Source organism: Tahibacter amnicola, assembly GCF_025398735.1.
GTDB lineage: Bacteria > Pseudomonadota > Gammaproteobacteria > Xanthomonadales > Rhodanobacteraceae > Tahibacter > Tahibacter amnicola.
On the sequence record NZ_CP104694.1, the window covers coordinates 1,728,596 to 1,753,552 of the forward strand.

Genomic DNA, 24,957 nt, shown 5'->3' on the forward strand with positions numbered 1-24,957 from the left:
TGTGCTTCGCCGTCCCGGCGATTGCCGCTCCCTGGTACATCGTTCCGTCGATGACTCTGCGTCCTGAGTGAGACGGGGCAATCCGCGTGCCAACGCGGCGAGTAGGGCAAATGGGGCGGTTTCCCACGCGTACGAGGCGTCGCGGCATGCGGAATGCCCGACCCGTCGGCGTCGGCCCGACAACTCGCATGACGGTCGGGGCCGACGTGCCGTGGGTGGGGGCGTTAGTGCGTGGTTTCCGGCGTGACGTGCGCGGCGCGGGCTGCGTCTGCGGCCAGCGGGCCCGTGGCCGTCACCTCGCAAACCAGGGGGCGTGCCGGCATGGTCAGATCCACCTTGCACTCGATGCGGTTGTTGCCGGGGCTCGGCGTGCCGACAATGCGCGCGCCGTTGCGGGCCATCTGGTCGAGCAGGCGTTGCAGGTGGGCGTGATGTTCCTTCGCGAACAGCCAGATGCCACCGGAACTCAGTTCGTTGCGTGTCGGAATGGCATTGCCGATGGGGTCGCGGAAACTGTCCTTGCGGAACTGCAGTGCGCCGTGCAGCGACAGGTTGTACTGGACGCTGGACCCGTCATCGAGGATGACGCGGTAGTTGCTGCTCAGTTTCGGCGTATAGGCGCGCGCGTCGGCGGCGTGAGCCAGGGCATGGGCCCAGGCCTTTGCGAGCGGGTCGTCGCTATTGGCGAGTGCGTCAGGGCGACGGATATGGTCTTCCAGCTCTTTGCGAAGGGTCTCGTCGCGAATGAGGTCGTAGACCGTCGCCGAATGCGCGGCGTAACCGGACCACGACTGCGCACCGACGGGCACGTCCAGCTGGAAGGACATCGCCTTGCCGACCAGGATAGTGCTCAGCGCGCGCGTGAGTGCGGCATGGTGCGCAGGCAGGGGTTCCTCGGTGCTCTGCCATTGGGCGCAGAGCGGGCCTGCGTGCGGTTCCGGTGCCGGAAGCTCACTGTTGCTGGCGTTCTTGATGCAGGCGACACGGTAGCGATGGACGTCGCCCGAGAGCGGGTCCCAGACATGTACGAGCCCTGGCCCGCTGGTGCGCGCCGTGAAACTCATTTTCTCGGGGGCGCAGGCCATGCAGGCGGCAACGCGATAGTCCGGCGCGGTGTTGCCATCGAGGCTCACGGCCAGGCCCAGGCAGAGGAGGAGCGTGCGAAGTGTGTCGAGGGGATTGGGACGCATGGAAGTTCCGGAGGTGATGGCCCGAGGACGTGATCGGTGGGGTCTACAAAGCGCCGCGTCAGATCCTTCGTGCGAGCAGGATCGATCGAAGGGCGATGTCGCCGACAGCGACGCTCGGGAAACAGAATGACGCGCGGCTGGTTCCACAGAATCGGAACGTACGCGCCGGGTGATCAGGGGCCCCGCTGTTGGTGACCATTCGTTCGGCCGTGCCGGTAGCCGGGCGTGTGCCGCGGATGCGGCACACGCCATCGGATTACGGTCCGATCGTGCAGATCAATGTGTTGGAGGCGGGTGTCCAACGGCAGCGGACCGTGCCGCTATTGCCGCCGTTGTACTGGCCGGTGATGGGGATGCCCAGTGATCCCAGCTGGTTGAGCAGTTGTCCGAGGCTGCCGGCCGGGCTGTTGCTGGAGTAGACCCAATGCCCTTCGCCGCCGGCTGAATTGGAGAGTGGAATCGGGTGGCCGGTCGAGTCTTTCGCCGTGTTCATCTGGATCTCCACGGGCAGGTCGAAATCCTGCGTGGCGGTGACTGACGAGCCATCGGCGAAGTACACGGTGAACGTGGCGTGGACGCCATCGGAGTACCCCATTGCGGCGTCTGCATGGCTGAGTGCCAGGTGGAAAGCCGAGGCCAACGGGCTGCGCACCAGACTCCACAGGCTGTCACTGTTGTTGAGCAGTGAATTGATGCGGCTCTGCAGCGGCATGTCGTGGACGAAGTCGTAGATCGACGGTGGTCGCGGCGAATAGCCATCGAATGTCTGGCCCGTGAGATCAACGTCGAATGTCGTGCGGTAGCTGCCATTGGTGGCGCGGTAGATCTCGCTCAGTGCGCGGGTGACCTGGTGGTGAACCGGCTCGAGGGTGATCTCATCGGTCAACAGGGCAGGGCAGCTTCCGCGTACGCCATCCGGGCCCACGTCGAAGGCCTTGTCGGCGGCCTCGCCGGGACGCGGATTGCCGCATTGCGAACGGTACTTGTGCACGTCGCCGTTCACGGGATTCCACACGGTGACGGTGCCCTGGCCGTAGGAACGGGCCATTGCGCGCATCTGCGATTCAGTGCAATTGAGGCATTGTTTTGCCCGTGCGGCCGAGGCGGCCGGGGCGAACAGTGATGTGGCCAGCAGAACGGCCGGCACAATCCATTTCCTGACGAACTCCATTTCCACTCCTGGTGATGATCGCGCCGGCGACGTCGCCGCCGGGCACGTTGCGTTTTGCTTTCCCTGGTTGCAAGTCTAAACAAAGGAAAGTTGGAAAATGAAATACGTGGGCGAATGTCCGGAGCGGGCGGCGGTGGTCCAGGCCGTTCGTCGGTCGGGCGGCGTCAGTGCGACGCTCACCCACGTGGCGGCGTCTGTAGTCGGGAGTGCGACGCGGCGTTACCGGCCTGGTCTGGTGCCGCTGCGGCAGGGCGTACGCGAATGCCTGGGGAAAGTCTGAGCAAGGGGCCGTTTTCGGAGCCCCGTGAGTCGAGGGAACCGGCAACGTGTGCAGATCTTCCCGAGTATCCACCGACGTGATCCGGAGTGCGTCCATGAACCGTCTGAATGCCTTTGTGTGGCCACTGCTGGCGATTGCCAGCGGCGCAACATCCGCAGCCGACATCGTTCCACCCGTGCCGGCGCCGTTCGAGCGCGTCAATCTGCGAATGACCGTGGATTCCTGCGTCTTCAATGACGAAAGCGTGCGTGTCGAGTTCGTCGGCGGTGTGATCCGCGTGGCGCAGCAGCCCAACGCCTGTTTTGTCCCCGGACCGCCGGAGGTTGTGGATATCCAGCTCGGCGCTTTCCCGGCCGGGCAATACACCGTGGCCTATTACGAATCACTGCAACCCACGGCGGAACCCGTCGGGCGTTGGCAATTCCAGGTGGTCTCACCGTTCGCCGTCGCCTTCGTGCCGCCTCAGCCACGGCCCAATACCGACTATGCCGGGCTGTGGTGGAGTCCCACCCAGAGCGGCTGGGGTCTTTCGATCCTCCAGGGCACGATGCATTCGCTGTTCGGTGCGCTGTATGTGCACGGCGCCGGCCACCAGCCCGAATGGTTCACCATACAAAATGGAAAATGGACCAGTGAGACAAAGTGGGAGGGCGTCGTCGTCAGGACGGTCGGACCCCTGTGGTCTGCGCCGCAATACGACGTGAATCTCGTCAGCTCGACCATCGTCGGAACCGCCACGCTGGATTTCACCCAGACCCCGTCCCGCACCGGCGTGGCACGCTTCAGCTACACCATTGACGGCAAGAGCGTCTCGGCCGACATCGTGCGGATCTCGCTGCTGTAGCGGCACCGCAACCGGGCGGCCGCGCGCCCTGTAGGCGGCAAACCTGAAGGGTGGCCGGTGGTGCATTTGCTACGTCGTCGCGATCCGTGCGACCGGGCCCGGCTATCATTCTTTCGTCACGGGCAGAGCCTGTCCTGCGACAACCCCCGCTGGGGCCGCCGTGCCACATCCGTTTGTACTGTGGAACGGGATGTGTAAAATGCGCGGCCGCAGCGGGGGCTGCATCAGCGACTGATGGCGAGCGATTCCTTCGCCTGCCATCCAGTCGTGCATTCAAACGACTTGCTCTTGGTGTGACGGCAACAGACCGTCGAAGCCAGTATCCCCGTGCCCCAGGTGTAGAAGTGCCGTGCCGAAGAATATCCTCCTGGTATCAATTACCGTTGCCGCTCTGGCGCTCGGTTTCCTTGCTGGCCGGTCGGATCTCGCTGACCTCAATGGCGTAGATGCGAAAGCGCCTGGCGGCACTGCCAGCACTGGCCGCGATCGCAGCGACAAGCCGGACACTCAAGCGACAGCCGAGCTGCCGCAGAAGGTGACGAAGTCGGCGCCTGGTGTCGCGCCAAAGGGGATGCGTCTGGTCGGCGGCGCGTATCCAAACGCATTCGAGTACGGCGATCAAACTCAGGCGCCGACTGGTCCTGTGGAAGACGCCTGGACGAGACTTGAGCCTTTGGCCAGGGCTGGCGATCCAGACGCAGCGCTTCAGCTGCATGCGGCGCTCTACCGCTGCCTCAATGCGGCGGACTCGGCCAACATGATCGAGTCCGTCAACGACGCTGTGCTCGCCAGCATTGAGCAGGATCTGCGCGATTGCAAAGGGGTCGACAAGCAGAAGATTGCCACCGCCTTCGACTGGCTGCTGCGCGCCGCGAACGCCGGGAGCATCGAAGCGGCAATCCGCTACGCGTACATCGGCGACGAGTCTCTCGGTTCCAAGGCCGAGATGATTGCAAATCCCGAGGCCACCATTCGCTATAGGGAAAACGCGCTCCGCCTTCTGCAGTCGAGCGCTGCACAGGGTAGCGTGGAGGCACTTAGCATGCTATCGGATGAGTATCGTAGCGGCGGGCTCGTCAAGCAGAATCCGGTGCTGGCATATGCCTACAAGTACGCGCAGTCGTTAGTTTCTCTTCCAAACGCAGCACGCGAAGAAATTCTTGCGAACCTCGGTCAGGGGCTGAGTACTTCGGAGATCGAACTGGCCCGCGATAAGGGCCGCCAAATCGCTGAGCGCTGCTGCCGCTGACGCTTAGCGCATCCAATTTCTCCATAACAGGAAGTTACAATGAGAAACCTATATTTGGCAGCGGCCGCGCTGCTGACGGTGGTCTGCGCCTCCTCGAACGTCCAGGCGCGCGATCTTGGCGGGCTTACTTGCGATATTCATCGCTGTACCGGCCCGATGGGGCATCCGCTTCCAGGCCCCACTGTCATTGAGCTTCTGAATCAATCTGAGGCAGAAATCGCCGGCGAATATGAGCCTGGTGATGTCGTGCTTGTGTGCGCTGTTGCGACTGCCACATGCATTACTTACAAGCGGAGCCACAATGGGAGATGGACAGCCCAGGGAGCTGAGTTTCCATACCGTCCAGGTGCAGGGGGCAACGGCGACTTTGGCGGGGCCGCCAACGCCGGCGGCGGTCCGGGTGGACGGTGGACACCAGTTTCCGGCGGAGGTGGTCTCTGGCGCTGTGGACGGGTCCAGGGCGGCAATGGATCGAGCGTTCGCTGCCTGATCGTCTGAAGCAGCTGCGTTGAACAAGAACGGCGCGGGCCAGCGATGGTGCCGCGCCGTTTTTGTGTCAGGTCTCCGTAGCGCTACCCAGAACAGACAAGGTTGCTGCCCGGCCTCAAATCGAGAGAGTGAAAAACTGCAATTCCTCTCCACCGAACCCCGGGAAACGAAATCGGCGAGGTGCTCCGGCCACGCGTTCCTCTTCCTCAAAGACGAAGCGGTAGCCACAATCAGGGCACGGGAGATATACGCTGCCTCTATCGTCCTGCATCAACTCGGAAAACCCGAGTCGGCTGGCAAACAGTACGCGTTTTGAGCACCGGCCGTTCATGAGGCTCAATTCTTGGCCGCATTTACACTTTCCACGAACGTCGCGCGGACCAGAGCACGCCACGCTGACGCCGAACCAGTTCAATGCGCCCGCCCATACTTCGCCGACGTTGTCAGGTAGCGGCTCATCAGGGAAGTCGATCTCGAACTCCGGCATCGGATTGTCGATCACCGCATCGTGCTGGAATTCAAGCCCAAACTCGCCGCAGAACCGATGCACTGCGTTGAGCGCATCAGTGGCGGCATCATTGGTCGACAGGAAGCCGCGTGGTGTGGAGTTGTCCCGCTCAAGGACGTAGTGGACCTTCATGGCCATCTCCGCGCGCGCCGGGATAGGCGCCGGGCCAACATACTGATCGACTTTTCGCTGTCAATAAGGGATAGGTGGAGACGTATAACCGCTGTGTAATTCCTGTGTAACTCTGCCGGCAAAACCCGGCGATCTGGTGCTACGCCGTACTACGACGTGTGCAACCAAAAGCGAGGAAATACAAGGGGAAATGGTGGCCGGGGACGGAATCGAACCGCCGACACGGGGATTTTCAATCCCCTGCTCTACCAACTGAGCTACCCGGCCAGAGAACGTGCTGTGCGGTTTCTGATGAACCGCAGCGCGAAGGTCGCGTATTAAATCGACTGAGGCGGTCGGAGTCAAGCGGAATGTTCAGGCTGCTTGCACTGGGTGTCGCAAGGGCCTTCCATGACTTTCAGCCCGTTGCGCGCCCGTACCGCGTTTACTACAACTGTAGTACGACAGCTGTAGAGACGTGGCATGGCCGGGAAAAAGCGGGACATCGCGCTGAGTGAGTTGCAGTGCGCGGTGATGCGGGTGCTGTGGCAGCGCGGCGAGGCGAGCACGGCCGAAGTGGCCGACGTGCTGCAGGCCGAGCGGGGCCTCAAGCACACGACGGTGGCCACGTTGTTGACCCGGCTGGAGAAGCGGGGGGTCGTGGAAAGTCGGCGTGATGCCCGGCAGCTGCATTACCGGGCCACCGTGACGGAGCCGCAGGTGCGCCGGTCCATGGTGGCGGGATTGCTGCAGTCGTTGTTTGGCGGTGATGCGAAGGCACTGGTGTCGCATCTGGTAGATGAATCGGCGATTGAGTCCGGCGACCTGGATCGTTTGCGTCGGCGCTTGAAAGGAGGGAAGGACCATGTCTGAACCCTGGACTGCCGCCGCGCTGTTCGGCGCGACAGTACTCCTGCATGGCGCTGTGTTGCTGGTCGTGGTGTGGGCGCTGGCGCGGCTGGGCGTTATTGGTCGCGATGGTACTGCCGAGCGCCTGTGGCGAGCCGCGGTGTTTGGTGGCGTCGTCACGGCGACGCTGCAGACCCTGCTGCCCCAGGCGCCGCTGCTGGGCCAGTGGACGGTGCCGGCGACGCCCGTGGCGGCACCGCACACGTCGCCGGGAGCCGTGGACGAGCGCGCGGCGGTTGTGCTGGAGCTGCCAGTCGCGTCGGTTGCCACCGTGGTGCCTGCTGCGCAGTCGATAGCGGTGTCCGCACCGTCGCGTGCGGACGGGCCGGAGCGCTGGTCGACCGTGGACCTGCTGCAGGGGCTGCTGGCGCTCTGGGCGCTGGTTGCCCTTATGCGCATCGGCGGCCTGCTGCGCAGCCTGCGCGCGGTCAGGCGTCTACAGGCATCGGCGGTTCCGGTGACAGACGCCGCGGTGCTGGATGAGGTTTCGCGGCTGGCCGGCGACCTCGGTGTCGCGCCGGTGCGTATCGGCCTGGCCGCTGGCATTGGCAGCCCGCTGGCTGTTCCCGGCGGATGCATCCTGCTGCCGGACTGGGCGCTTTGCGCGCCGGTGCCCGAACGCCGCGCCATGCTGGCCCATGAGCTGGCACATATCGCGCGGCGTGATCCGCAGTGGCGCCTGGCCATGCAGGCCTGGCGCGCGCTGGCCTGGCCCTTGCCGCTGCTGCCGATGGCACAGCGCGAGCTGGATGTGATCGCCGAGTTCGACTGTGACGCAACCGCGGCGCGCCTGGTCGGCGACGGTCGTGCACTGGCGCAGAGTCTGGCGCGCGCGCTGGAGCAACGCACCGCATTTCCCTTGCCGGCCCTGGCACTGGCCATGGCCGCCGAACCTTCCCCTGTACTGCAACGCGCTGAGCGCCTGCTCGAAGGAGTTCCGATGACTGCCCCGAAGCGTTCACTTCTCATCCGCCTGTTGCCAATCGCGGCGCTGGTGGCGGCGACGTTCGGACTGCCGGCGCTGATCGCCCGGTCGATCGGCGAAGAATTGCGTTCCAGCAGCGAATGCACTGGCAGCGGGGCCTGCACGGTGACCCAGGTGCGCCGCACCGGCAACGTGCTGACGGCGCACCTGGAGCGCGATGGTCGCGAACTGACCTACCAATCCACCGGCGAAGTGCGGTTTGCGGACGATGAATCCGACATTGCCTCGCTCGCCAGCGGCACCGCGTGGATTGAAGAGGTCCACAAGGGGGTGAAGCGCCGCATGGAATACACCGCGGGATCGGGCGCGCCGGCACGTCGCTATCTGCGCGATGGCAATGAAGCCCCCATCGACGCGGACGCGCGCGCCTGGCTGGCGGCTGCCATTCCCTTCGTGCTGCGCGAGGCCGGCATTGATGCGAAGGCGCGCGCCGCCCGCATCTATGCCCGGGGTGGCGCACGCGCCGTGTTCGACGAAGTGGCACTGATCCACTCGGAGCACTCGCGCACCGAATACCTGCTGCACCTGGCCGATCATCCCGACCTCAAGCCGGCAGAGCTCGACGCCGTGCTCGCGGCGGCCAAGGCCATCGAATCGGAGTACGAGCAGCGCAACCTGCTGTCTGTGGTCATTCAGAGGCCGTCGATTTCGGATGAACAGCTCGCAGCAGCGATCGGGGTGGCGGCTGAGATGGATTCGTCCTATGAGCGACGCGAACTCCTGGCGTTGGTCGCGCCCCGCGTGGCGAACCAGCCGCGGCTGCGTACGGCCTGGCTGGCCGCTACCGCGTCGATGGATTCGGATTTTGAGCGTCGCACGGCGCTGGAGGCCCTCGTCTCCGCCATCAAAGGGGATGCGGCGCTCGCGGATGTGCTGGCGACCCTCAAATCTTTCGATGCGGATTTCGAGAAGCGCGAGGTGCTGACGGACATCGCGAAGAAGGTGCAGGACGTGGACGGTATCGCACCGGCTTATGCGGAAGCCGCGCGCACGATCGAGTCGGCCTTCGAGCGGCGCGAGGCCATCACCGCACTGCTGCGCCCGACCGCGCTCAAGGCACCGGCCGTAATGGCCCTGCTCGACGCCACGGCCGACATCGATTCGGATTTCGAACAGGTCGAAGTGCTGGTGAAGCTGGCCCGCGTCATGCCTGACGATGAGGCGGTGCGCCGTCGCTATCTGGAAGTCGCTTCGAAGCTGTCGGATTTTCAGCGCGAAGAGGCCGAGGCGGCTGTCGGGGTGCGGCGCGAATAGGTCTGTCCAGGGCGCTGAGCGGACCGCCTGCACGCTGTCGAAACGATCGGCTGCCGCTGCGGAGGCGGGTGTGCGACCCTGGTCGGGTCGCGATCGTCCCCTGACTATCGACCGCTTCGGGAGCACGCCGATGTTTCGTCCATTGTTCGCTGGAATTGCCGCTGCCATGGCGTTGTGCCTGGCGCTGCCGGCCCAGGCCATCACGGATCGCGAAGCGGCGCGGTTGGCCGAATACGAGCGATTTGCCGGCGATCCCGTCCAGGACATGCCGTACTGGCGCCTGCAGGGCTACGAGTCGCTGGGCGATGAGGCGGTGGTGGTCTGGACGGCCGTGAACAAGGCCTGGCTGATCAAGGTGCGGCCACCGTGTACGGAACTGGCCTGGTCGCATTCGATCGGCCTGACCTCTTCCCTGCACAAGGTCAGTGCGAAGTTCGATCATGTCCTGGCCGGGCGTGACCGCTGTTTCATCGCCTCGATCCAGCCGGTCGATTACAAATCACTCCGGGCCGAGCGCAAGCGCCTGCGCGCCGAGGCCAGGTCAACGCGTTGAGGTGCCCGCGTCACGCTGCCGCGGCGACACGGCCCGGCAGCGACGCTACAGTCACCGGGCCGCGCGCACCGTCTGCGCGTGCAGCCGGGGGGCTGATTGGATATCGCCATCGTGGGTTATGGCACGGCGGGGCAGGCCGTTTCGCTGTTCCTCGCGCAGCAGGGGCATCGGCTGGAAATCTTCGAGCGGGCGCCCGAGCCGGGGCCGGTCGGCGCCGGCGTGCTGCTGCAGCCGACGGGTCTTTCGGTTCTGGCGCAACTGGGACGGTTCGAGGCCGCCATCGCCTGCGGCGAGCGCATCCACCGGCTGTGTGGCGAAACAAGCGGTGGCCGTCGCATCCTCGACATGGCCTATGCGGGGCTGGATCCGGCCTGGTTTGGTCTTGGCATCCAGCGCGGCGCGCTGTTCGAGCTGTTGCGGGATCCCTCGCTGACGCCCGCACTGCGTGCGGGAACCCGCATCGAACGCGTCGATTCGTCAAGTGGCCTGTTATGGGACGACGCCGGTCGGAAACACGGCCCCTACGACCTCGTGATCGTGGCTGGCGGCGCCGCATCGACGTTGCGATCCGGCGCGGTTGTCCGGCGCGACCGGCCGTATCGGTGGGGCGCCTTGTGGGGCTTGTGCGTCGACGCGGAACGCCGCTTCCATGGCCGCTTGCAGCAACGCTACGCGGCAGCGCGGCGAATGGCGGGCGTGCTGCCGGTGGGCCGCCTTCCGGGTGAACCGGAATCCGCGCGCCGCGTGGCGCTTTTCTGGAGCCTGCCGGAAGACGCGATTCCGGCGGCGATGGCCCGGGATGTGTCGCTGTGGCGCCACGAGGTCACGCAGCTGTGGCCCGAAGCACGGCCATTGGCGGATTCCATCGGTGACATGCGCCAGCTGGCGCCCGGCTGCTACCGCGACACGGTGCTCGCGCGTTATTACGAAGGACGTGTGGCGTGGCTCGGTGACGCGGCTCACTCCATGAGCCCACAGCTGGGCCAGGGCGCCAACCTGGCCCTGCTCGACGCGGCGGCCCTGGCGCGCTGCCTGGCCGGCACGCCGAACCGGGCCTCGGCACTGGCGGCGTTCGATCGCGAGCGCCGCAGCCACGTGTGGATCTACCAGTTCATCAGCCGCTGGCTGACGCCGCTGTTCCAGTCCGACCTCGACCGGGCAGCGGCCTTGCGCGACCGGTTCTTCGACCCGCTGGCGCGAATGCCCTTCCTGCGGACGGAAATGCTCAAGGTGCTCGCGGGCGTCAAGCGCGGCCTGTTCGGCACGACGGGCGTGCCGCCGCTGCCCGCGACGTCGGCCGAGCTTCAATCCCCGGTTGAATCGGGCGCCACGTAGCCGGCCGGCTTCTGCGAGCCTTCTCCAAAAAAATACTTTTCCATTTCTCCCTGGAGAAAGGCGCGGTGCGCCGGATCCAGCGGCGAAAGACGGTTCTCATTGATCAGCATGGTCTGGTGCGCCAGCCACGCAGACCAGGCCTCCTTCGACACCGATTCAAACACGCGCCTGCCCAGTTCGCCTGGCCATGGCGCAAACCCGAGTCCTTCGGCTTCGCGTTGCAGCTTCACGCAGAAAACGGTGCGGGGCATGTCGGCGCTCCTTGTCGAAAACAGCGATTATGCCCCGTCCGTGGGATTCACAAATTCCGGAACGCCTATTCGGCGATGTAGCGCCACGGCGAGGCGGAGTCTGCGCGGCGCCAGATGGTGAAGAACGGGATCGGCTGCCGGTTGCCGTCCGGCGCGGCCTGATTCGGTTTCAGGTAGCCAATGGTGACGCCCAGGTCGCCGCTGCCTGAAACGATGACGCGATCCGGAGCCCACGTGACGGGGCTGGTGTTGGGCGGCAGTCCTTCGCCGACCAGCTTTCCGATCTCCTGCGCGCCGACGACGAACGTGGCGTTTTTCGGTCCGCCCAGGTTGATGGCGTCGTCGCTGCCGTATTTGACGAAGGCGGGGCCAAGGCCGATCTTCTGCGCCTCGTCCGAGAAGGCACGTTCGATCGCATCCAGGCTTTCCCGGTATGTCTCGAGCTGGCTCGCGTCAGCCGTCGCCACGCTCTTCTCCGGCGCCAGGCTGGCCGGCAATGGTGCGCTGATATCGCCGGCCGGGCGCTTGCCGCGCTTGTAGACGGCGACGCGCCAGCCGGACGGGCCGTGCACCCAGTAGGCGAGATACTTGAGGGGAACAGCCTCCGCGCCATCTCGGTGCAGTGTCATGTAGCCGAACGTGAATCCGTGCTGCCCGTCCGCTGACACCACGCCGCGCGCCGGTGTCCAGGACAAATGCCCCTTGGCGTTGTCCGGGTTGGCCTTGAGTGCTTCGAGCACGGCAGCCTTGCCGTCGACGAAGCCCTTGCCCGGGACCGGCATGGCGACATCGTCCGCGAAGAGCGGTGCGAGGCCGTCAACGACGTCGTGCGACTTCGCGGACTCACCCAGCTTCTTGTCGGTGGCCAGCAGCGCTTCCAGTGCGGCCTTGGTGGAAGGTGCCGAGGCATCGACTGGTGAAGATCCCACGATCGAGGCGCAGGCGGCCAGTGTCAGCAAGACCGCACCCAGGAATTGTCGGGCCATGTGATTCCCCTTTGGCGCCAGCCGTTGGCGCATCGCCGGCTATATAGCAGGCGAGGTGTCGGAGCGTCGGCAAGACCTGTCCAACGCGCCGGGCCGGCAACGTGGAAGTGCTACAGGTACAGGGACGCCTTTGCGCGGCTTCCGCCAGACTCAGTCGGCGAACAGGCGCAGCGGTTCGCCCAGGGGCTGGCCCTCGACCAGCACGCCGCTGTCTCCGAGGGTGATGCGACCGGCGGCGATCTGGGCGACACAGTGGCAGAGCAGCCGGTGCTCGTGCCGCAGCAGGCGCTCGGCCAGGGCATCGGGTGTATCGCCAGGCAGGATGGGCAACTCCACCTGGGCGATGACGGGCCCGCCGTCGAGCTCGGCCGTCACGAAGTGAACACTTGCGCCATGCACGGTGTCGCCCGCGGCGATCGCACGCTGGTGCGTCTTGAGGCCGGGGTACTTGGGCAGCAGCGACGGGTGGATGTTGATCATCCGGCCGTGCCAGCCGGCGACGGCGGCCGGGTCGATGATCCGCATGAAGCCGGCCAGGACGATCAGGTCCGGCCCGCTCGCGGCCACCCGGCTGAAGAGGGCATGGTCGTAGCTTGCCCGGTCCGGATATACGGCCGGATCGAGGGCCAAAGTCGGGATGCCGGCCGCCTCGGCCTTGCGCAGGCCTTCGGCCGTGGCCTTGTTGCTGGCTACCAGGAGGATTTCCACCGGCAGTGCGCCCGCCTGCTGCGCATCGATCAGCGCCTGCAGGTTGCTGCCGCGGCCGGAGATCAGGACAGCGATGCGAAACGGTGCGCTCACGGGCAGGTCCGATGAATCAGAGCGGGAAGTCAGCAGGCAGGCGGACGGGCCGCGCGCCATTGGACGAATGACGGACAGCGCCGCGCGGCCCGGTCGGCACGGCGCCGTCGCATCGGGTCAGGCGATCTGGACGCGGTCGTCGCCGGCCGCGGGCACGATCTGGCCGATCTGCCGGGCGTCCAGGCCCAGCGCCGCCAGGGCGCCCAGCACGGCCGCGACATCCTCGCGCGACACGATCACCGTGTAGCCGATGCCGCAATTGAACGTGCGCCACATCTCTTCCCGCGGCACCGCGCCTTCGCGCATGAGCCAGTCGAACAGCGGCGGCAGGGTCCAGCTGCGGCTGTCGAGCGTGATGCCGAGGCTGTCAGGCACCACGCGGATGATGTTTTCCTTCAGTCCGCCGCCGGTGATATGGGCCATGCCCTTGATCGGCTGTTCGGCCAGGAGCGTGAGGATGGGCTTGACGTAGATGGTGGTGGGCGCCATCAGTGCGTCGGCGAGCGTGACGCCACCGATGTCCAGGTCGAACGGGTTGCCGGCGCGGGCGACGATGCGCCGGATCAGGGAATACCCGTTGGAATGGGCGCCACTGGAGGCGATGCCGATGATGGCGTCGCCGGCGCGCAGATTCTCGCCGTCGATGAGCCTGGCCTTTTCCACCGCGCCGACGCAGAAGCCAGCCAGGTCGTATTCGCCGGGCGGGTACATGTCGGGCATTTCAGCCGTTTCGCCGCCGATCAGCGCGCAGCCGGCCAGTTCGCAGCCCTTCGCGATGCCGCCGACCACGGCCACCGTGGTGTCGACGTGGAGTTTGCCAGTGGCGAAATAGTCCAGGAAAAACAGGGGCTCGGCGCCCTGGACGAGCACGTCGTTGACGCACATGCCGACCAGGTCGATGCCGATGGTGTCGTGGCGGTTGAGGATCTGGGCCAGCTTCAGCTTGGTGCCGACGCCGTCGGTGCCGGATACCAGGACCGGATCCTTGTACCGGCCGGCCAGCTCAAACAGGGCGCCGAAGCCGCCGAGGCCCGCCATCACCTCCTTGCGGAAGGTGCGCGCGACCAGCGGCTTGATACGTTCGACCACTTCATTGCCGGCGTCGATGTCGACTCCCGCGTCGCGGTAGGTGAGGGCTTGCTTGTCGGCGGACATGGGGCAACCGGGACGGAAAAAAGGGGCGCAATGATAGCAGCCGCGAAGGCCGGCCGGCTGGCGGCGCATGGACGCCGCCGCAGGGTTTGGGCAGACTTGAGGCCGATATTGGGCCATGTGCTGCCCGCCGACCAGGGAATGTCCGTGCGTTACGCCCGATTGTTCGCCCGTCTCGCTGCCGTTCTTCTCGCCCTCGCCAGCGGGCTTGCCATGGCCCAGTCGCCCGCCCTGAGCCTGTACGCCGGCGAGGTGCCCGTTCCCGACCAGTCCGACGAACAGCGTGTGGAAGCCCTGCGCAACGCGCTGGCCCAGGTGGTCGTGAAGCTGACCGGCGACAAGAGCGTCCTGGCGAACGAGTCGGTTGCCAAGGCAGTGGCAGACGCCGAGCGCTATGTTCAGCGGTACCAGTACCAGCAGGAAGTCGTGACCGAAGGCGACCAGCCGGTCGCCCGCCTGTCCCTCATCGCCACCTTCGACCGCGCCGCGGTTGACCGTCTCGTGCGCGAACGCGGGCTGCGTGTCTGGGCCCCGGCGGCGCGCGCGCCGCTGCTGGCCTGGGTGGCGATTGACGACGGGGCAGGGCCCCGCCTCCTGGCCGGTGGCGACGCCGGCGCGCAATCGATGCAGCATTCTGCCCAGATGCGTGGGTTGGGGCTGGCCTGGCCGGCCCGCGGCGACGCGGACTGGGAGGCCCTGGCGCTGCAGTCCGTGTGGAGCGGCGACCTCGCCGCACTGAGCGCTGATGCGGCGCGCTACCAGACCGACAGCCTCTTCGTCGCGCAGCTGCGCCGCATCGGCGACAGCTGGAGCGGCCGCTGGACGCTCGTGCAGGGTGGCCAGGTCGTCGGCACCTGGGATACCAAGGACGGCGACATGGCCGGCCTCCTGGCGGCCGCCGTGGACGAGGCGGCCAACCGGATCGGTACGCGCAGCGCGCAGGTGCCGGAAGAGCGCCGGATCACCTCGGCCCGCGTCTGGATCAGCGGCATCGCATCGGCGTCGGACTACGCCCGTGTCTTCGACGTGCTTGGCCACAACAACCTGGTCCGCGATTTCACCCCCGAGCAGGCGCGCGGAGACGGCGTGCTGATGAAGCTCACCCTGAATCTGGCCCTGGACCGCTGGCTGGCCTATCTGCCGCCGGAAGGCGATCTGCGTCTGGTCAATGCGGCGCCGCCGCTGGAAGGCGTCGAAGCGACGCTGGCCCTGACGCACTGACCGATGCTGCGGCACATACCCAACGTTCTGACCATCCTGCGCATGTTGCTGACCGTGCCGCTGGCATGGATGCTGCGCAATGGACGCTACGACGCGGCGCTGCTGCTCGCCCTGGTGGCCGGAGCCAGCGACGCGTTGGACGGGTACCTGGCCAAGCGGTTTAACTGGCAGAGCTGGCTGGGCGGCGTGCTCGATCCGATCGCCGACAAGCTGATGCTCATGATCTGTTACATCTGCCTGGCGATGGCGGGGGCGTTGCCACCCTGGCTGGCCTGGCTGGTCGTGGGCCGCGACCTGGTGATCGTCGCGGGCGCGGTCGCGTACCACAACCTGGTCGGTCCGCTGACCGCCAGTCCCACCACGATCAGCAAGGCGACCACCTGCCTGCAGATCGGGCTGGTCCTTGCCACGCTGCTGCACCTGTCGCGCTTCGCCGAATGGCCCGACTGGATCAACGCGACGCTTTTCGCGATCGTGGCCGTCGCCACGGTGGCCAGTGGGCTGGACTACGTCCTGCGCTGGTCGATCAAGGCCTGGCGTGAAACGCATACGAAGAACGGAGCTGCGTCACCATGACGACGACCCAACGGTGGCAATGGCTGGCGCTGGTGCTGATCATCGGCGCGTTGCTGTACATCCTTGCGCCGGCACTGACCCCTTTCGCGGTGGCAGCGTTGTTTGCCTACCTCTGGGATCCGGTGGTCGACCGGCTCGAACGCCTGCGCGTGTCCCGCGGGCTGGCAGTCACGGTCGTGTTTTTCGTGATCTCGGTCCTGATCGTCGGCGTGGTGTTGCTGCTGATTCCCTACCTGGAGCAGCAGATCGCGACGTTCCTGGATCGGCTGCCCTCCTGGATCAAATGGGCGCAGGACGAAGCGCAGCCCTGGCTGGCGCAACAATTCGGGCTGCAGATGGATTTTGCCGATCCGCAGAAACTGGTCGACATGCTGAAGGATCACTGGCGCGAGGCTGGCGGCGTCGCCACGTCCGTGCTGGCGAAGGTTTCCAAGTCCGGCTTGACGGTCATCGGCTGGATCGCCCAGCTCGTGCTCATTCCGGTCGTCACGTTCTACCTGCTGCGCGACTGGGACATCCTCGTCGGGCGCGTTCACGAGCTGATTCCGCGTTCGATCGAGCCGACGGTCGCGCGACTGGCGCGCGAGTCCGACGAGGTGCTCGGCGCATTCCTGCGCGGCCAGTTGAGCGTGATGTTCTGCATGGGCGTGCTCTATGCCATCGGCCTGTGGGCCATCGGCATCGAGGTCGGGCCCCTGATCGGCATGATTGCCGGATTGATCAGTTTCGTGCCGTACCTGGGTGCGATCATCGGCGTGGCCATGGCTGTCGTCGCGGCGCTGGTGCAGTTCGGAGACTGGGCGTATGTCCTGGCAGTACTGGCATTGTTCGCTGTTGGCCAGACGCTGGAGGGCTATGTCCTGGTGCCCAAGCTCGTGGGCGACAAGATCGGACTTCACCCGGTTGCGGTGATTTTTGCCATACTCGCCGGCGGCGAACTCTTCGGGTTCCTGGGTGTGCTGCTGGCGTTGCCCGCGGCCGCCGTCGTGATGGTCCTCCTGCGCTACGTCCACGAGCGCTACACCGCCAGCCGTCTCTACCAGGCATCGGCCGCCGCGTCCCCGGGGACCGGCGTGGTCGAAGTCGTCGCCGTTGATGTCACGGCGGCCGCGGTAGTGGCGGCGTCGGGCGAAGTGGCAGTACAGGAGACATCACCGCGGGAGCCGACGCCGCGTGACTCCTCACCACCGGTTTGATCGTGATCGTGCAACAACTTCCCCTGGGCTGGCGCTGGCCAGCGCAACAACGCTTTGAAACGTTCTTCGTCGGCACCAACGGGGCTGCCGTCGCTGCCGTGCAGGGCGCCGCGACCGGCGCCGACACCGCGTGGGTATTCCTGCACGGCGCTGAAGGCAGCGGACGGACCCACCTGTTGATCGCCGCCTGTCATGCGGCGAGCGAGGCCGGGCTTTCTGCCCAGTACCTGCCACTGAGCGCGCTCGCCGCGCCGCGGGAGCAGGCGATCCGTGGTTTCGGTGGCAGCGATGTGCTGGCCGTCGACGATGTCCATGCGATCGCTGGCGAACGCGAAGCCGAGCACGCGCTGTTCGACCTGTATAACCGGTGCCGCGCGGAAGGCAGCACGCTGCTGTTCGCAGCGAGTGCGGCGCCCGGACAGATCGGCATTGGTCTGCCGGACCTGATCTCGCGCCTTTCCAGCTGCACCCAGGCCACCCTGCAGACGCTGGACGATGACGCCCGCCGCGACATTCTGCGCGCACGCGCCGAGGCCCGCGGCATGGTGCTGGATGACGCGGTCCTCGATTTCCTCTTCAGCCGCTATGCGCGCGACCTGGGCAGCCTGGGCAGCCTGCTCGACCGGCTCGATCGCGAATCGCTCGCCGCGCAACGACGCATCACCGTGCCGTTCCTGCGGCAGTTGCTCGCTCGGCCGGAAAACGACTGATTCTGCGGGCGGTCCAGTGGCGCTGCCGATGGCGTAGCAGCGGCGGCCAGCGGCCACCGCTGCCGTGCTGCCTCAGAATCCGCCGGCGTTCAGGCGCCCGCCCGTAACGACCTTGCCGGCCAGTGACGCCGTCGGAACGGCGCTGGAGAGGATCGCCGACTTGATCTGCGCCGCCGTTGCGCCGGGGTGAGTCGCCTTGTACAGCGCGGCGGCCCCGGTGACGTGCGGCGTCGCCATCGACGTTCCGCTGTAACTGGCGTAGCCGGAGACGATCTGCCCCTTCGCACTCTTGGGCACGGTCGAGTAGATGGCCGACCCGGGCGCACCGATGTCGACGGATGTCGGGCCCCATTGCGAGAACCCGGACATCGCGCCCGTGGATGTGATCGAGGCCACGGCGATGATGTTGCTGTTGGGATAGCTGGACGGATAGCTCGGCGTCGCATCATTGTTGTAGGCGTCGTTGCCCGCTGCGGCGATAAACAGGATGCCGGCCGTGTTGGCGCGTTCAATAGCGTTCTGCAGGCTCTGCGAGAAGCCGCCGCCGCCCCAGGAGTTGTTGCTGGCCACCAGGTTGAGGCCGTGGCGGGTCTTCAGATCCGTCAGATAGTCGACCGCGCGGATCGCATTGGCGGTGGTGCCGCCGCGGCGCCCGAGGAACTTCGCGCTGATCAGTTTGACCTGCCAGCACACGCCGGCCACACCTTTGCCATTGCCACCGACGGCGCCGATGGTGCCCGCGACGTGAGTGCCGTGATCGTCCGTGGTGCCGTCGAAGGTGGTGTTGTCGTCCTTGTCGAAATCCCAGCCGGTGACGTCGTCGACGTAGCCGTTGCCGTCATCGTCGATACCGTTGCCGGCGACTTCGCCCGGATTCGTGCCGGCATTGGCCGCAAGATCTTCGTGCTGGAAGTAGTAGCCCTCGTCGATGATTCCGACCCACACGCTGCTGCAATCGGTGTGGCCGGCGCCCCAGGCTTCACCCGCCTGCGAGCCGAAGCTGTTGGCGGGAGAGGTGCCGTCGCCATACATGCCCCACAGGGAACCGTTCGTGTAGTACGGATCGTTTGACACCGCCTGGTGGTAGTACGTCCAGTTCGGCTCCGCAAACTCGATGCGTGCGACGCCCTGCAATCCGCGCACGGCGGCGGCGACGTCCAGTCCGGGCGGCAGGTGCAGCAGTTCGAGCTGGCCCTCGCCGTTGTGGCCGTGTGTCCGCACCACGTCGAGAAGGCGGGCGTCCAGTCCCTCGCGCACCGCCTGCCGGTCCGCGTCGTCCGCGGCGGCGGCAAACTGCACGAGCAATTCGCCGGGATTGTGCTGGGCCCGGCCTGCAGCGAGGTCGGACAGCACCAGGTCTGGCCGGCCGCCGGCCGTGGCGATGCCAGCCATGCCGAGGCTGCTGACGACGGCAGCGGCCAGATGGGTGATGCGGAAGCAGTGATTCACGATGGCTCCTCCCCGGGTGATGGACGAAACCGGCTGCGTTCTGGTTGTCGGCGGGACGGCTGGCGCGTCGCGATGAGATGCCGCGTTGCCGTCGGGCGATCTCCCTCATCAAGTGGTTGTCATCCGTGGCGCGCAGTCGGCTCCAAAAAACGGGCCCGCCCTCCGGGCGGGCCCGTGGCACCGTCGCGTAATCCGTGACGGTGAACCTGACAACTGACCATCCGTGGTTTTCACGCTGTCCGCTGGCGCGTGAGCGTTCGGTGATGCCGCACCATGGCGGCGTCGGCGTCCTGTCGGGACTTCTCTGCATTCCCAAACGCGTCGGCGGCGTGACACCGAACGACTTCGCGAGCGCCGATTCTCATGACGTCATCGTCGATGAAGCGTGAGAGACGTGGGGGTTTTCGATACGCGCAGGAATGTTACGCCTGGCGGGCGGCGGGCGGGTGCCCGCCGCCGAGGAACGCCGGCGTCAGCCGGCGGATTTCTTCGCCGCCGGTTTTGCGGCCGTGCCGTCGATGACGATCAGATCGCGGTTGTTCTCCAGGGTCTTGTCGCCGATTCCTTTGACTTCGGACAGCTCCTCGACGCTCTTGAAGGCGCCGTTCTTCTCGCGGTAGGCGACGATGGCCTCGGCCTTGGACTGGCCCACACCCTTGAGGCTTTCGGCAATCGTGGCCGCGTCGGCGGCATTGATGTTGACTGGCTGGGCGGCAAAGCCGGGCAGGCTGAAGGCCAGGCACAGGGCGAGAGACTGGAACAGCTTGTTCATGGTGTTCTCCTTGAGTAGGCCGCGCCGGGAGTGGCGTCGACGGGGAGAACGATACGCAGCGGGGCCCGGCGGCACCTCGGTGGAATGGCGCGCAAAATCCTGCGAATTGCGCCATTCTCGCGTCGGAATTTTCCGAGGAGGCCCGCGCCGGACGCACAGCGCCGGCCCGCGGGGGTAGAATGCCCGTTTTTGGCAGTCCCTGGATTTCGAATGAACGTCGAGCAGCTGAGCACTTTCGTGGCGGCCAAGTGGGACGCGGAGATCGTCCCGCGCCTGATGGACTACATCCGCATTCCCAACAAGTCGCCGATGTTCGATGCCGACTGGGCCAGTCATGGCTACATGGACCAGGCGGTCGAGCTGCTCGCCGGCTGGGCCAGGCAGCAGACGATCGAGGGCATGACCGTCGAGGTGGTGCGCCTGGATGGCCGCACGCCGCTGATCTTCATCGACGTGCCGGGCGAAGGCGATGACTGCATCGTGCTTTACGGCCACCTCGACAAGCAGCCCGAGATGACGGGCTGGGCCGACGACCTGGGCCCCTGGAAGCCGGTGATCAAGGGCGATCGCCTGTACGGTCGCGGTGGCGCCGACGATGGTTACGCCCTGTTCGGTTCGCTCGCCGCCATCCTCGCGCTGCGTGACCAGGGCATCGCCCATTCGCGCTGCGTGGTGATGATCGAGGCTTGCGAAGAGTCAGGCAGCTACGACCTGCCCTACTACGTCGACCATCTCGCCGCGCGCATTGGCAAGCCGTCGCTGGTGGTCTGCCTGGATTCGGGCTGCGGTAACTACGACCAGCTCTGGCTGACCACCAGCCTGCGTGGCCTCACCGGCGGCAACCTCTCGGTCAAGGTGCTCGAAGAAGGGGTCCACTCGGGTGATGCCTCGGGTGTGGTGGCGTCCAGCTTCCGCGTGCTGCGCCAGCTCCTGTCGCGCCTGGAGGACGAAACCACGGGCCGGATCAAGTCCGACGCCCTGTTCGTCGAGATTCCCGAGCAGCGCAAGGCACAGGCCCGGAAGTCGGCCGATGTGCTGGGTGATGCGGTGTATTCCAAGTTTCCCTTCGTGAACGGCATGGCGCCGATGCACGAAGACCGTACCGAACTGGTGCTCAACCGCACCTGGCGCCCGGCCTTGTCGGTGACGGGCGTTGCCGGCATGCCGCCGCTGGATTCGGCGGGCAATGTGCTGCGCCCCTTCACTGCCGTGAAACTCAGTTTGCGTTTGCCGCCAACGCTTGATGGCGCCTCCGCGGGTGAAACCGTCAAGGCCCTGCTCGAACGCGACCCGCCCTACGGCAGCGAGGTGAGTTTCGAGCTGGAGAAGGCGTCGACGGGCTGGAACGCACCGCAGCTTTCCGAGTGGCTGGAAACGTCGGTCGACCAGGCCTCGCGTACCTTTTTTGGCGAGGAACCGGCTTACATGGGCGAGGGCGGCACGATCCCGTTCATGGGCATGCTGGGTGAGAAATTCCCCGGTGCGCAGTTCCTCATCACCGGTGTGCTGGGCCCGCATTCCAATGCGCATGGTCCGAATGAGTTCCTGCACATTCCGACCGGCAAGCGCGTGACCATGTGCGTGGCGCGGGTGATTGCAGACCACTTCGTCGCCAGCCAGGCTGGCCTTACCACCGGCGTCGCGGCCAGTGGTGCGCACACGCACCACGGCGACCACGGCTGCTGCTGACGAACCCGCGCGTCCGCCGCGGCGGACGCGCGATCCGGGAACGGGCATGGACAACTCCGCCGACGCACCCTCGCAAGGCCGCCGACTCTGGCGCTGGTCACGCTGGCAGGTGATCGGCATCGCCGCGCTGGCCCTGCTGGCGTTGGCGATCTCCTCGCTCTTCGCCGACGACGGCGCTCACACGCTCGATCGCGGCCTCATGCTCGCCCTGCGAACTCCGGGTACGACGGACGATCCGCTCGGACCCAAGTGGTTCGAGGACGTCATGCGCGACATGACGGCGCTGGGCGGCATTGGCGTGGTGATCGGCAGCACGCTGGTGCTGTGCGGGTGGTTCATGCTGCGACGGCGCCTGGGCGACATCGCCATCCTGGCCGGCAGCCTGGTCGGTGCGCAGGTGCTCAGCGCGATCGCCAAGTTTTTCATCTCGCGCCCGCGACCGGATCTGGTGTCCTACGAAGCGGAGATCTACAGCGCCAGCTTTCCCAGCGGACATACGCTGATGGCGACGGTCGCCTATGTCACCTTCGCCATGCTGCTGGCCGCCGACGTCGGCGACCGCCGTTCGCGGGAATTCCTGCTGGGCGTGGCCTGGGTGGCCGCGATTGCCGTAGGCGTCAGCCGCATTTACCTGGGCGTGCACTGGCCCAGCGACGTGCTGGCGGGGTGGGCGATTGGCGCGCTGTGGATGATCGCCATGAGCCGGCTGATCCCCCGCCTGCAATGGCGGCACGGCTGAAGACGCCGCGCAGCCGCGGCACGACGATCCACGGAGTGGCAGGCATCACGCACGGGCTTGCGCCGTGCGCGCGGTACGCGTCGCTCAGCTCTTCACACCTGTGCGCCAGGCATAGACGGCTGCCTGCGTGCGGTCCTGCAGCTCCAGCTTGGCCAGCACGTTGCTCACGTGAGTCTTCACGGTTTTCTCGCCGATGCCCATGCGCGTGGCGATCACCTGGTTTGACAGACCGTCGGCCATCAGCTCCAGCACCTCGCGCTCGCGCTGGCTGAGACGGTCCAGCGCCGTGGGTGTCGCATCGGCGGCCGGCGTGCGCACGGCCTGGATCAGGCGCGTGGCGATGCGCGGGTGCAGGATGGCTTCGCCCCGGGCGGTGCGGCGGACCGCATCGGCCAGCGTATCGGCATCGGCGTCCTTGAGCAGATACGACAGCGCCCCGGCCTGGACGGCCTGGACGATCTGGCTGTCGTCTTCGTAGCTGGTGAGGATCAGGACCTGCGTACCGGCGCTGCCGGCGCGGATCATTCGGGTGGCCTCGACCCCGCCGCCGGGCATGACCAGGTCGACCAGGGCGACATCCGGCGCGAGCTGTTCGCACAGTTGCGCGGCGCTGCTGGCGCTGTCGGCCTCACCGACGATGGAAAGGTCGTCACAGGTGTCCAGGAAGGCACGGATGCCCTGCCGGACGAGAACGTGATCGTCGGCGATGACGACGCGAATCGGTGGTGTCATACGGGTGCTGCTCCGCTCTTGCACGTAACGCGGACCTCGGTGCCGGCACCGGGCGCGCTGGTCAGTTCAAATCGGCCTTCCGGCAACCGCTCTGCGCGTTCACGCATGTTTCCGAGCCCCATCCCGGATCCGCCGTCGGCGCCTCCGATCCCATTATCAGCGATGCGCAAGGTGATCTGGTCGGCCTGTCGACGGAGGTCCACTACGACTTTCGTGGCTCCGCTGTGGCGCAGGACATTCGAAAGGGCCTCTTCCGCGATGCGAAGCAGCGCCTCGCCGCGCACTGCGTCATCGGGGACGTGCTCGTCGAGCTGGATCTCCACCTCCAGCCCGTTCATGCGCGCCCAGCGTTCCGCCAGCTCGCGCAGACGTGGCGCGAGGAACCCGCCGGGCGGGCGTTCCTCCCGGAGCTCGTCGAGCACCTGCGCCAGTTCGCGCTGGATGTCGCTGATCAGCCGGGCCGATTCATCCAGGCGCAGCACGGCGGGGTGGTCTGGCCGGCCCAGCAGGCGCCGTGCGGCGCCGATCTGCAGGTTCAGGGCGAACGCTTTCTGCTTGACCGTGTCATGCAGGTCGCGCGCGATGCGCTGGCGCTCCTGCAGGCTGGCGAGGTCGGCCTGGGTGCGCATCAGTGTCTTGAGCTGCTGCGCCATGCGGTTGAGGTCGAAGGACAGCCGGCCCAGCTCGTCCTTCGAGTCATCCGGAATCAGGGTGGAAAAATCGCCGTCGCTCCAGGCGTGCGCCGCGCGCGCAATGATGTTGAGCCGGCGGGTGACCCAGCGGACCAGGAAGAAGGCGGATGCCAGGCTGAAGACCAGCAGGTAGGTGAAGAGGATGGGCCATTCATAGCTGACCTCCCCGAGCAGGCGGCGCCAGGGTTGTGGTACCCGCAACTCGATCAAGAGGAAGCCCTTTACCACGCCGGCCGTATCCGGCACGGGCACCAGCAATCGGCGAACTCTTTCGGGTGTTTCGCTGCCGGGCAGCACCTGGGTGATACCGGATGCGGCCCGTTCCCAGGCCGGATCGGCCGGTGCCGGCGGCTGCGCCTGCCAGCTCTCCGCGGGCGCCCTGGCAAGCAGTTGCTGCCCGCGGTCGTACACGCTGACGGCCAGTGGCGACGAGCTCAGTTCCAGCATGACGTAGGACGCTTCAGGCGCGAGGCCGCCCTGCGGCCGCTCCAGCTGCAACACCAGTGCTTCGCCGCGCGTCGCCAGCTCATTGGCCGAGGGCGGTGGATCGCGCCAGTGCTTGCCGATGTCCTTGGCCGCATGTTCCGCCATGGTGGCCAGGCGACCGGCGTCCACCGCCGCAAACAGCTCGCGGAACTCGAACGCGACGATGGTCAGCTCGATCAGCACGAGTGCGGGTAACGACAGCGCGATGTAGAACACCGCGAGCTTGAAGGTCAGTCCGCGTAGCGGAGGAGGGCGATGGGGCATCGGGGTGGCGACGGTGGGAGAACGGTCAGTTTGCCGGCTGTGACCATTAAGGGCCAGCGACGACGCGCCACGTCAGTCGCTTTGCGGCGGGGTGCGGCTGCTTCTCCATCCGAGGGGCTGCGGCCTGCGGCGGCCTGGCAAGCCAGCATTTCCCCGGTCGCTCCGCGCGCACGGGGCAAACAACCCCTCACCGGCACGGCGTGATACCGCCGGGGCTGTCCGCACCGGCACTGCCAGAGAAATGCGCAGGGGTGGCGTGCGACCGGGATATTCGTCGGTGAGCGGGATGCGATGGTATGCCCTTATCTGCTATTGGCCGTGTAGCAAGACAGGGGCGCGTGGGGCTTACAACGTCGTGACAGC

At 66.3% G+C, this 24,957-nt stretch carries 24 protein-coding genes and 1 tRNA gene; 13 read left to right on the forward strand and 12 right to left on the reverse strand.

Annotated elements, in window-relative coordinates:
• Nucleotides 1–224: 224 nt before the first annotated feature.
• Nucleotides 225–1,190, reverse strand: a complete 966-nt coding sequence (locus tag N4264_RS07175) for a hypothetical protein (protein WP_261696379.1) — start codon at nt 1,188–1,190, stop codon at nt 225–227.
• A 256-nt stretch (nt 1,191–1,446) separates the two neighbouring features.
• Nucleotides 1,447–2,238: a hypothetical protein gene (locus N4264_RS07180; protein ID WP_261696380.1), complete on the reverse strand. Its 792-nt coding sequence runs from the start codon at nt 2,236–2,238 to the stop codon at nt 1,447–1,449.
• Nucleotides 2,239–2,735: 497 nt separating this feature from the next.
• On the opposite strand from N4264_RS07180, the gene N4264_RS07185 reads away from it, so the two are divergent.
• Nucleotides 2,736–3,485, forward strand: coding sequence for a hypothetical protein (locus tag N4264_RS07185; protein WP_261696381.1), 750 nt, complete (start codon nt 2,736–2,738; stop codon nt 3,483–3,485).
• A gap of 349 nt (nt 3,486–3,834) precedes the next feature.
• The gene (locus tag N4264_RS07190; RefSeq protein WP_261696382.1) at nt 3,835–4,734 is read left to right on the forward strand and encodes an SEL1-like repeat protein; all 900 of its coding nucleotides are present in this window, start codon (nt 3,835–3,837) and stop codon (nt 4,732–4,734) included.
• A 604-nt stretch (nt 4,735–5,338) separates the two neighbouring features.
• Here N4264_RS07190 and N4264_RS07195 read toward each other — a convergent pair.
• Together N4264_RS07195 and N4264_RS07200 are read right to left on the reverse strand one after the other, a co-directional pair.
• Nucleotides 5,339–5,863: a hypothetical protein gene (locus tag N4264_RS07195; protein WP_261696383.1), complete on the reverse strand. Its 525-nt coding sequence runs from the start codon at nt 5,861–5,863 to the stop codon at nt 5,339–5,341.
• A gap of 191 nt (nt 5,864–6,054) precedes the next feature.
• Nucleotides 6,055–6,130 (reverse strand) — tRNA-Phe (locus N4264_RS07200).
• 195 nt (nt 6,131–6,325) lie between these two features.
• On the opposite strand from N4264_RS07200, the gene N4264_RS07205 reads away from it, so the two are divergent.
• From N4264_RS07205 to N4264_RS07220, 4 genes are all read left to right on the forward strand, one after another.
• Nucleotides 6,326–6,715, forward strand: a complete 390-nt coding sequence (locus N4264_RS07205) for a BlaI/MecI/CopY family transcriptional regulator (RefSeq protein WP_261696384.1) — start codon at nt 6,326–6,328, stop codon at nt 6,713–6,715.
• Nucleotides 6,708–8,990, forward strand: a complete 2,283-nt coding sequence (locus N4264_RS07210; RefSeq protein WP_261696385.1) for a M56 family metallopeptidase — start codon at nt 6,708–6,710, stop codon at nt 8,988–8,990. Before N4264_RS07205 ends, N4264_RS07210 begins: the two co-directional genes overlap by 8 nt.
• Before the next feature lie 130 nt (nt 8,991–9,120).
• The gene (locus N4264_RS07215) at nt 9,121–9,543 is read left to right on the forward strand and encodes a DUF6491 family protein (RefSeq protein WP_261696386.1); all 423 of its coding nucleotides are present in this window, start codon (nt 9,121–9,123) and stop codon (nt 9,541–9,543) included.
• A 96-nt stretch (nt 9,544–9,639) separates the two neighbouring features.
• Nucleotides 9,640–10,878: an FAD-dependent oxidoreductase gene (locus N4264_RS07220; protein WP_261696387.1), complete on the forward strand. Its 1,239-nt coding sequence runs from the start codon at nt 9,640–9,642 to the stop codon at nt 10,876–10,878.
• Here N4264_RS07220 and N4264_RS07225 read toward each other — a convergent pair.
• From N4264_RS07225 to purM, 4 genes are all read right to left on the reverse strand, one after another.
• Nucleotides 10,848–11,129: an oxidative damage protection protein gene (locus tag N4264_RS07225; protein WP_261696388.1), complete on the reverse strand. Its 282-nt coding sequence runs from the start codon at nt 11,127–11,129 to the stop codon at nt 10,848–10,850. The genes N4264_RS07220 and N4264_RS07225 overlap by 31 nt on opposite strands.
• A gap of 65 nt (nt 11,130–11,194) precedes the next feature.
• The gene (locus tag N4264_RS07230) at nt 11,195–12,115 is read right to left on the reverse strand and encodes a Cif family virulence factor (protein WP_261696389.1); all 921 of its coding nucleotides are present in this window, start codon (nt 12,113–12,115) and stop codon (nt 11,195–11,197) included.
• 150 nt (nt 12,116–12,265) lie between these two features.
• A complete protein-coding gene (gene purN / locus N4264_RS07235; protein WP_261696390.1) occupies nt 12,266–12,916 on the reverse strand; it encodes a phosphoribosylglycinamide formyltransferase in 651 nt (216 codons plus the stop codon).
• 117 nt (nt 12,917–13,033) lie between these two features.
• The gene (purM, locus tag N4264_RS07240) at nt 13,034–14,071 is read right to left on the reverse strand and encodes a phosphoribosylformylglycinamidine cyclo-ligase (RefSeq protein WP_261696391.1); all 1,038 of its coding nucleotides are present in this window, start codon (nt 14,069–14,071) and stop codon (nt 13,034–13,036) included.
• Nucleotides 14,072–14,215: 144 nt separating this feature from the next.
• Here purM and N4264_RS07245 point away from each other — a divergent pair, with 144 nt between their 5' ends.
• Genes N4264_RS07245 through hda form a run of 4 tightly spaced genes read left to right on the forward strand, consistent with a single transcriptional unit; the run spans nt 14,216 to nt 17,771 of the window.
• Nucleotides 14,216–15,289, forward strand: a complete 1,074-nt coding sequence (locus tag N4264_RS07245; protein ID WP_261696392.1) for a DUF2066 domain-containing protein — start codon at nt 14,216–14,218, stop codon at nt 15,287–15,289.
• A gap of 3 nt (nt 15,290–15,292) precedes the next feature.
• Complete coding sequence (locus tag N4264_RS07250) at nt 15,293–15,865, forward strand: CDP-alcohol phosphatidyltransferase family protein (RefSeq protein WP_261696393.1); 573 nt, start codon at nt 15,293–15,295, stop codon at nt 15,863–15,865.
• Nucleotides 15,862–17,061 (forward strand): AI-2E family transporter, encoded by a 1,200-nt coding sequence (locus tag N4264_RS07255; RefSeq protein WP_261696394.1) that lies wholly within the window; start codon nt 15,862–15,864, stop codon nt 17,059–17,061. Before N4264_RS07250 ends, N4264_RS07255 begins: the two co-directional genes overlap by 4 nt.
• Before the next feature lie 5 nt (nt 17,062–17,066).
• Nucleotides 17,067–17,771, forward strand: coding sequence for a DnaA regulatory inactivator Hda (gene hda, locus N4264_RS07260; RefSeq protein ID WP_261697588.1), 705 nt, complete (start codon nt 17,067–17,069; stop codon nt 17,769–17,771).
• A gap of 72 nt (nt 17,772–17,843) precedes the next feature.
• Here the strand turns inward: hda and N4264_RS07265 are convergent, their stop codons facing one another.
• Nucleotides 17,844–19,220: a S8 family peptidase gene (locus tag N4264_RS07265; RefSeq protein WP_261696395.1), complete on the reverse strand. Its 1,377-nt coding sequence runs from the start codon at nt 19,218–19,220 to the stop codon at nt 17,844–17,846.
• A 194-nt stretch (nt 19,221–19,414) separates the two neighbouring features.
• On the opposite strand from N4264_RS07265, the gene N4264_RS07270 reads away from it, so the two are divergent.
• Entirely contained in the window at nt 19,415–19,609 is a 195-nt protein-coding gene (locus tag N4264_RS07270) for a hypothetical protein (RefSeq protein WP_261696396.1), read from the forward strand.
• 83 nt (nt 19,610–19,692) lie between these two features.
• Here the strand turns inward: N4264_RS07270 and N4264_RS07275 are convergent, their stop codons facing one another.
• The gene (locus tag N4264_RS07275) at nt 19,693–19,992 is read right to left on the reverse strand and encodes a ComEA family DNA-binding protein (RefSeq protein WP_261696397.1); all 300 of its coding nucleotides are present in this window, start codon (nt 19,990–19,992) and stop codon (nt 19,693–19,695) included.
• A gap of 210 nt (nt 19,993–20,202) precedes the next feature.
• Here N4264_RS07275 and N4264_RS07280 point away from each other — a divergent pair, with 210 nt between their 5' ends.
• Together N4264_RS07280 and N4264_RS07285 are read left to right on the forward strand one after the other, a co-directional pair.
• Nucleotides 20,203–21,681, forward strand: coding sequence for a M20 family metallopeptidase (locus tag N4264_RS07280; protein WP_261696398.1), 1,479 nt, complete (start codon nt 20,203–20,205; stop codon nt 21,679–21,681).
• 46 nt (nt 21,682–21,727) lie between these two features.
• Nucleotides 21,728–22,420, forward strand: coding sequence for a phosphatase PAP2 family protein (locus N4264_RS07285; RefSeq protein ID WP_261696399.1), 693 nt, complete (start codon nt 21,728–21,730; stop codon nt 22,418–22,420).
• 84 nt (nt 22,421–22,504) lie between these two features.
• Here N4264_RS07285 and N4264_RS07290 read toward each other — a convergent pair whose 3' ends face one another.
• Complete coding sequence (locus tag N4264_RS07290; RefSeq protein ID WP_261696400.1) at nt 22,505–23,152, reverse strand: response regulator; 648 nt, start codon at nt 23,150–23,152, stop codon at nt 22,505–22,507.
• Entirely contained in the window at nt 23,149–24,594 is a 1,446-nt protein-coding gene (locus N4264_RS07295; RefSeq protein ID WP_261696401.1) for a HAMP domain-containing sensor histidine kinase, read from the reverse strand. Before N4264_RS07295 ends, N4264_RS07290 begins: the two co-directional genes overlap by 4 nt.
• Between the last annotated feature and the right edge of the window lie 363 nt (nt 24,595–24,957).

Bases quoted from the DNA above. Each gene is read 5' to 3' on its own strand.
- N4264_RS07175 (WP_261696379.1), bottom strand. From the start codon at position 1,190: ATGCGTCCCAATCCCCTCGACACACTTCGCACGCTCCTCCTCTGCCTG.
- N4264_RS07180 (WP_261696380.1), bottom strand. From the start codon at position 2,238: ATGGCCCGTTCCTACGGCCAGGGCACCGTCACCGTGTGGAATCCCGTG.
- N4264_RS07185 (WP_261696381.1), top strand. From the start codon at position 2,736: ATGAACCGTCTGAATGCCTTTGTGTGGCCACTGCTGGCGATTGCCAGC.
- N4264_RS07195 (WP_261696383.1), bottom strand. From the start codon at position 5,863: ATGAAGGTCCACTACGTCCTTGAGCGGGACAACTCCACACCACGCGGC.
- N4264_RS07205 (WP_261696384.1), top strand. From the start codon at position 6,326: ATGGCCGGGAAAAAGCGGGACATCGCGCTGAGTGAGTTGCAGTGCGCG.
- N4264_RS07210 (WP_261696385.1), top strand. From the start codon at position 6,708: ATGTCTGAACCCTGGACTGCCGCCGCGCTGTTCGGCGCGACAGTACTC.
- N4264_RS07215 (WP_261696386.1), top strand. From the start codon at position 9,121: ATGTTTCGTCCATTGTTCGCTGGAATTGCCGCTGCCATGGCGTTGTGC.
- N4264_RS07225 (WP_261696388.1), bottom strand. From the start codon at position 11,129: ATGCCCCGCACCGTTTTCTGCGTGAAGCTGCAACGCGAAGCCGAAGGA.
- N4264_RS07230 (WP_261696389.1), bottom strand. From the start codon at position 12,115: ATGGCCCGACAATTCCTGGGTGCGGTCTTGCTGACACTGGCCGCCTGC.
- purM (WP_261696391.1), bottom strand. From the start codon at position 14,071: ATGTCCGCCGACAAGCAAGCCCTCACCTACCGCGACGCGGGAGTCGAC.
- N4264_RS07250 (WP_261696393.1), top strand. From the start codon at position 15,293: ATGCTGCGGCACATACCCAACGTTCTGACCATCCTGCGCATGTTGCTG.
- N4264_RS07255 (WP_261696394.1), top strand. From the start codon at position 15,862: ATGACGACGACCCAACGGTGGCAATGGCTGGCGCTGGTGCTGATCATC.
- N4264_RS07275 (WP_261696397.1), bottom strand. From the start codon at position 19,992: ATGAACAAGCTGTTCCAGTCTCTCGCCCTGTGCCTGGCCTTCAGCCTG.
- N4264_RS07280 (WP_261696398.1), top strand. From the start codon at position 20,203: ATGAACGTCGAGCAGCTGAGCACTTTCGTGGCGGCCAAGTGGGACGCG.
- N4264_RS07285 (WP_261696399.1), top strand. From the start codon at position 21,728: ATGGACAACTCCGCCGACGCACCCTCGCAAGGCCGCCGACTCTGGCGC.
- N4264_RS07290 (WP_261696400.1), bottom strand. From the start codon at position 23,152: ATGACACCACCGATTCGCGTCGTCATCGCCGACGATCACGTTCTCGTC.
- N4264_RS07295 (WP_261696401.1), bottom strand. From the start codon at position 24,594: ATGCCCCATCGCCCTCCTCCGCTACGCGGACTGACCTTCAAGCTCGCG.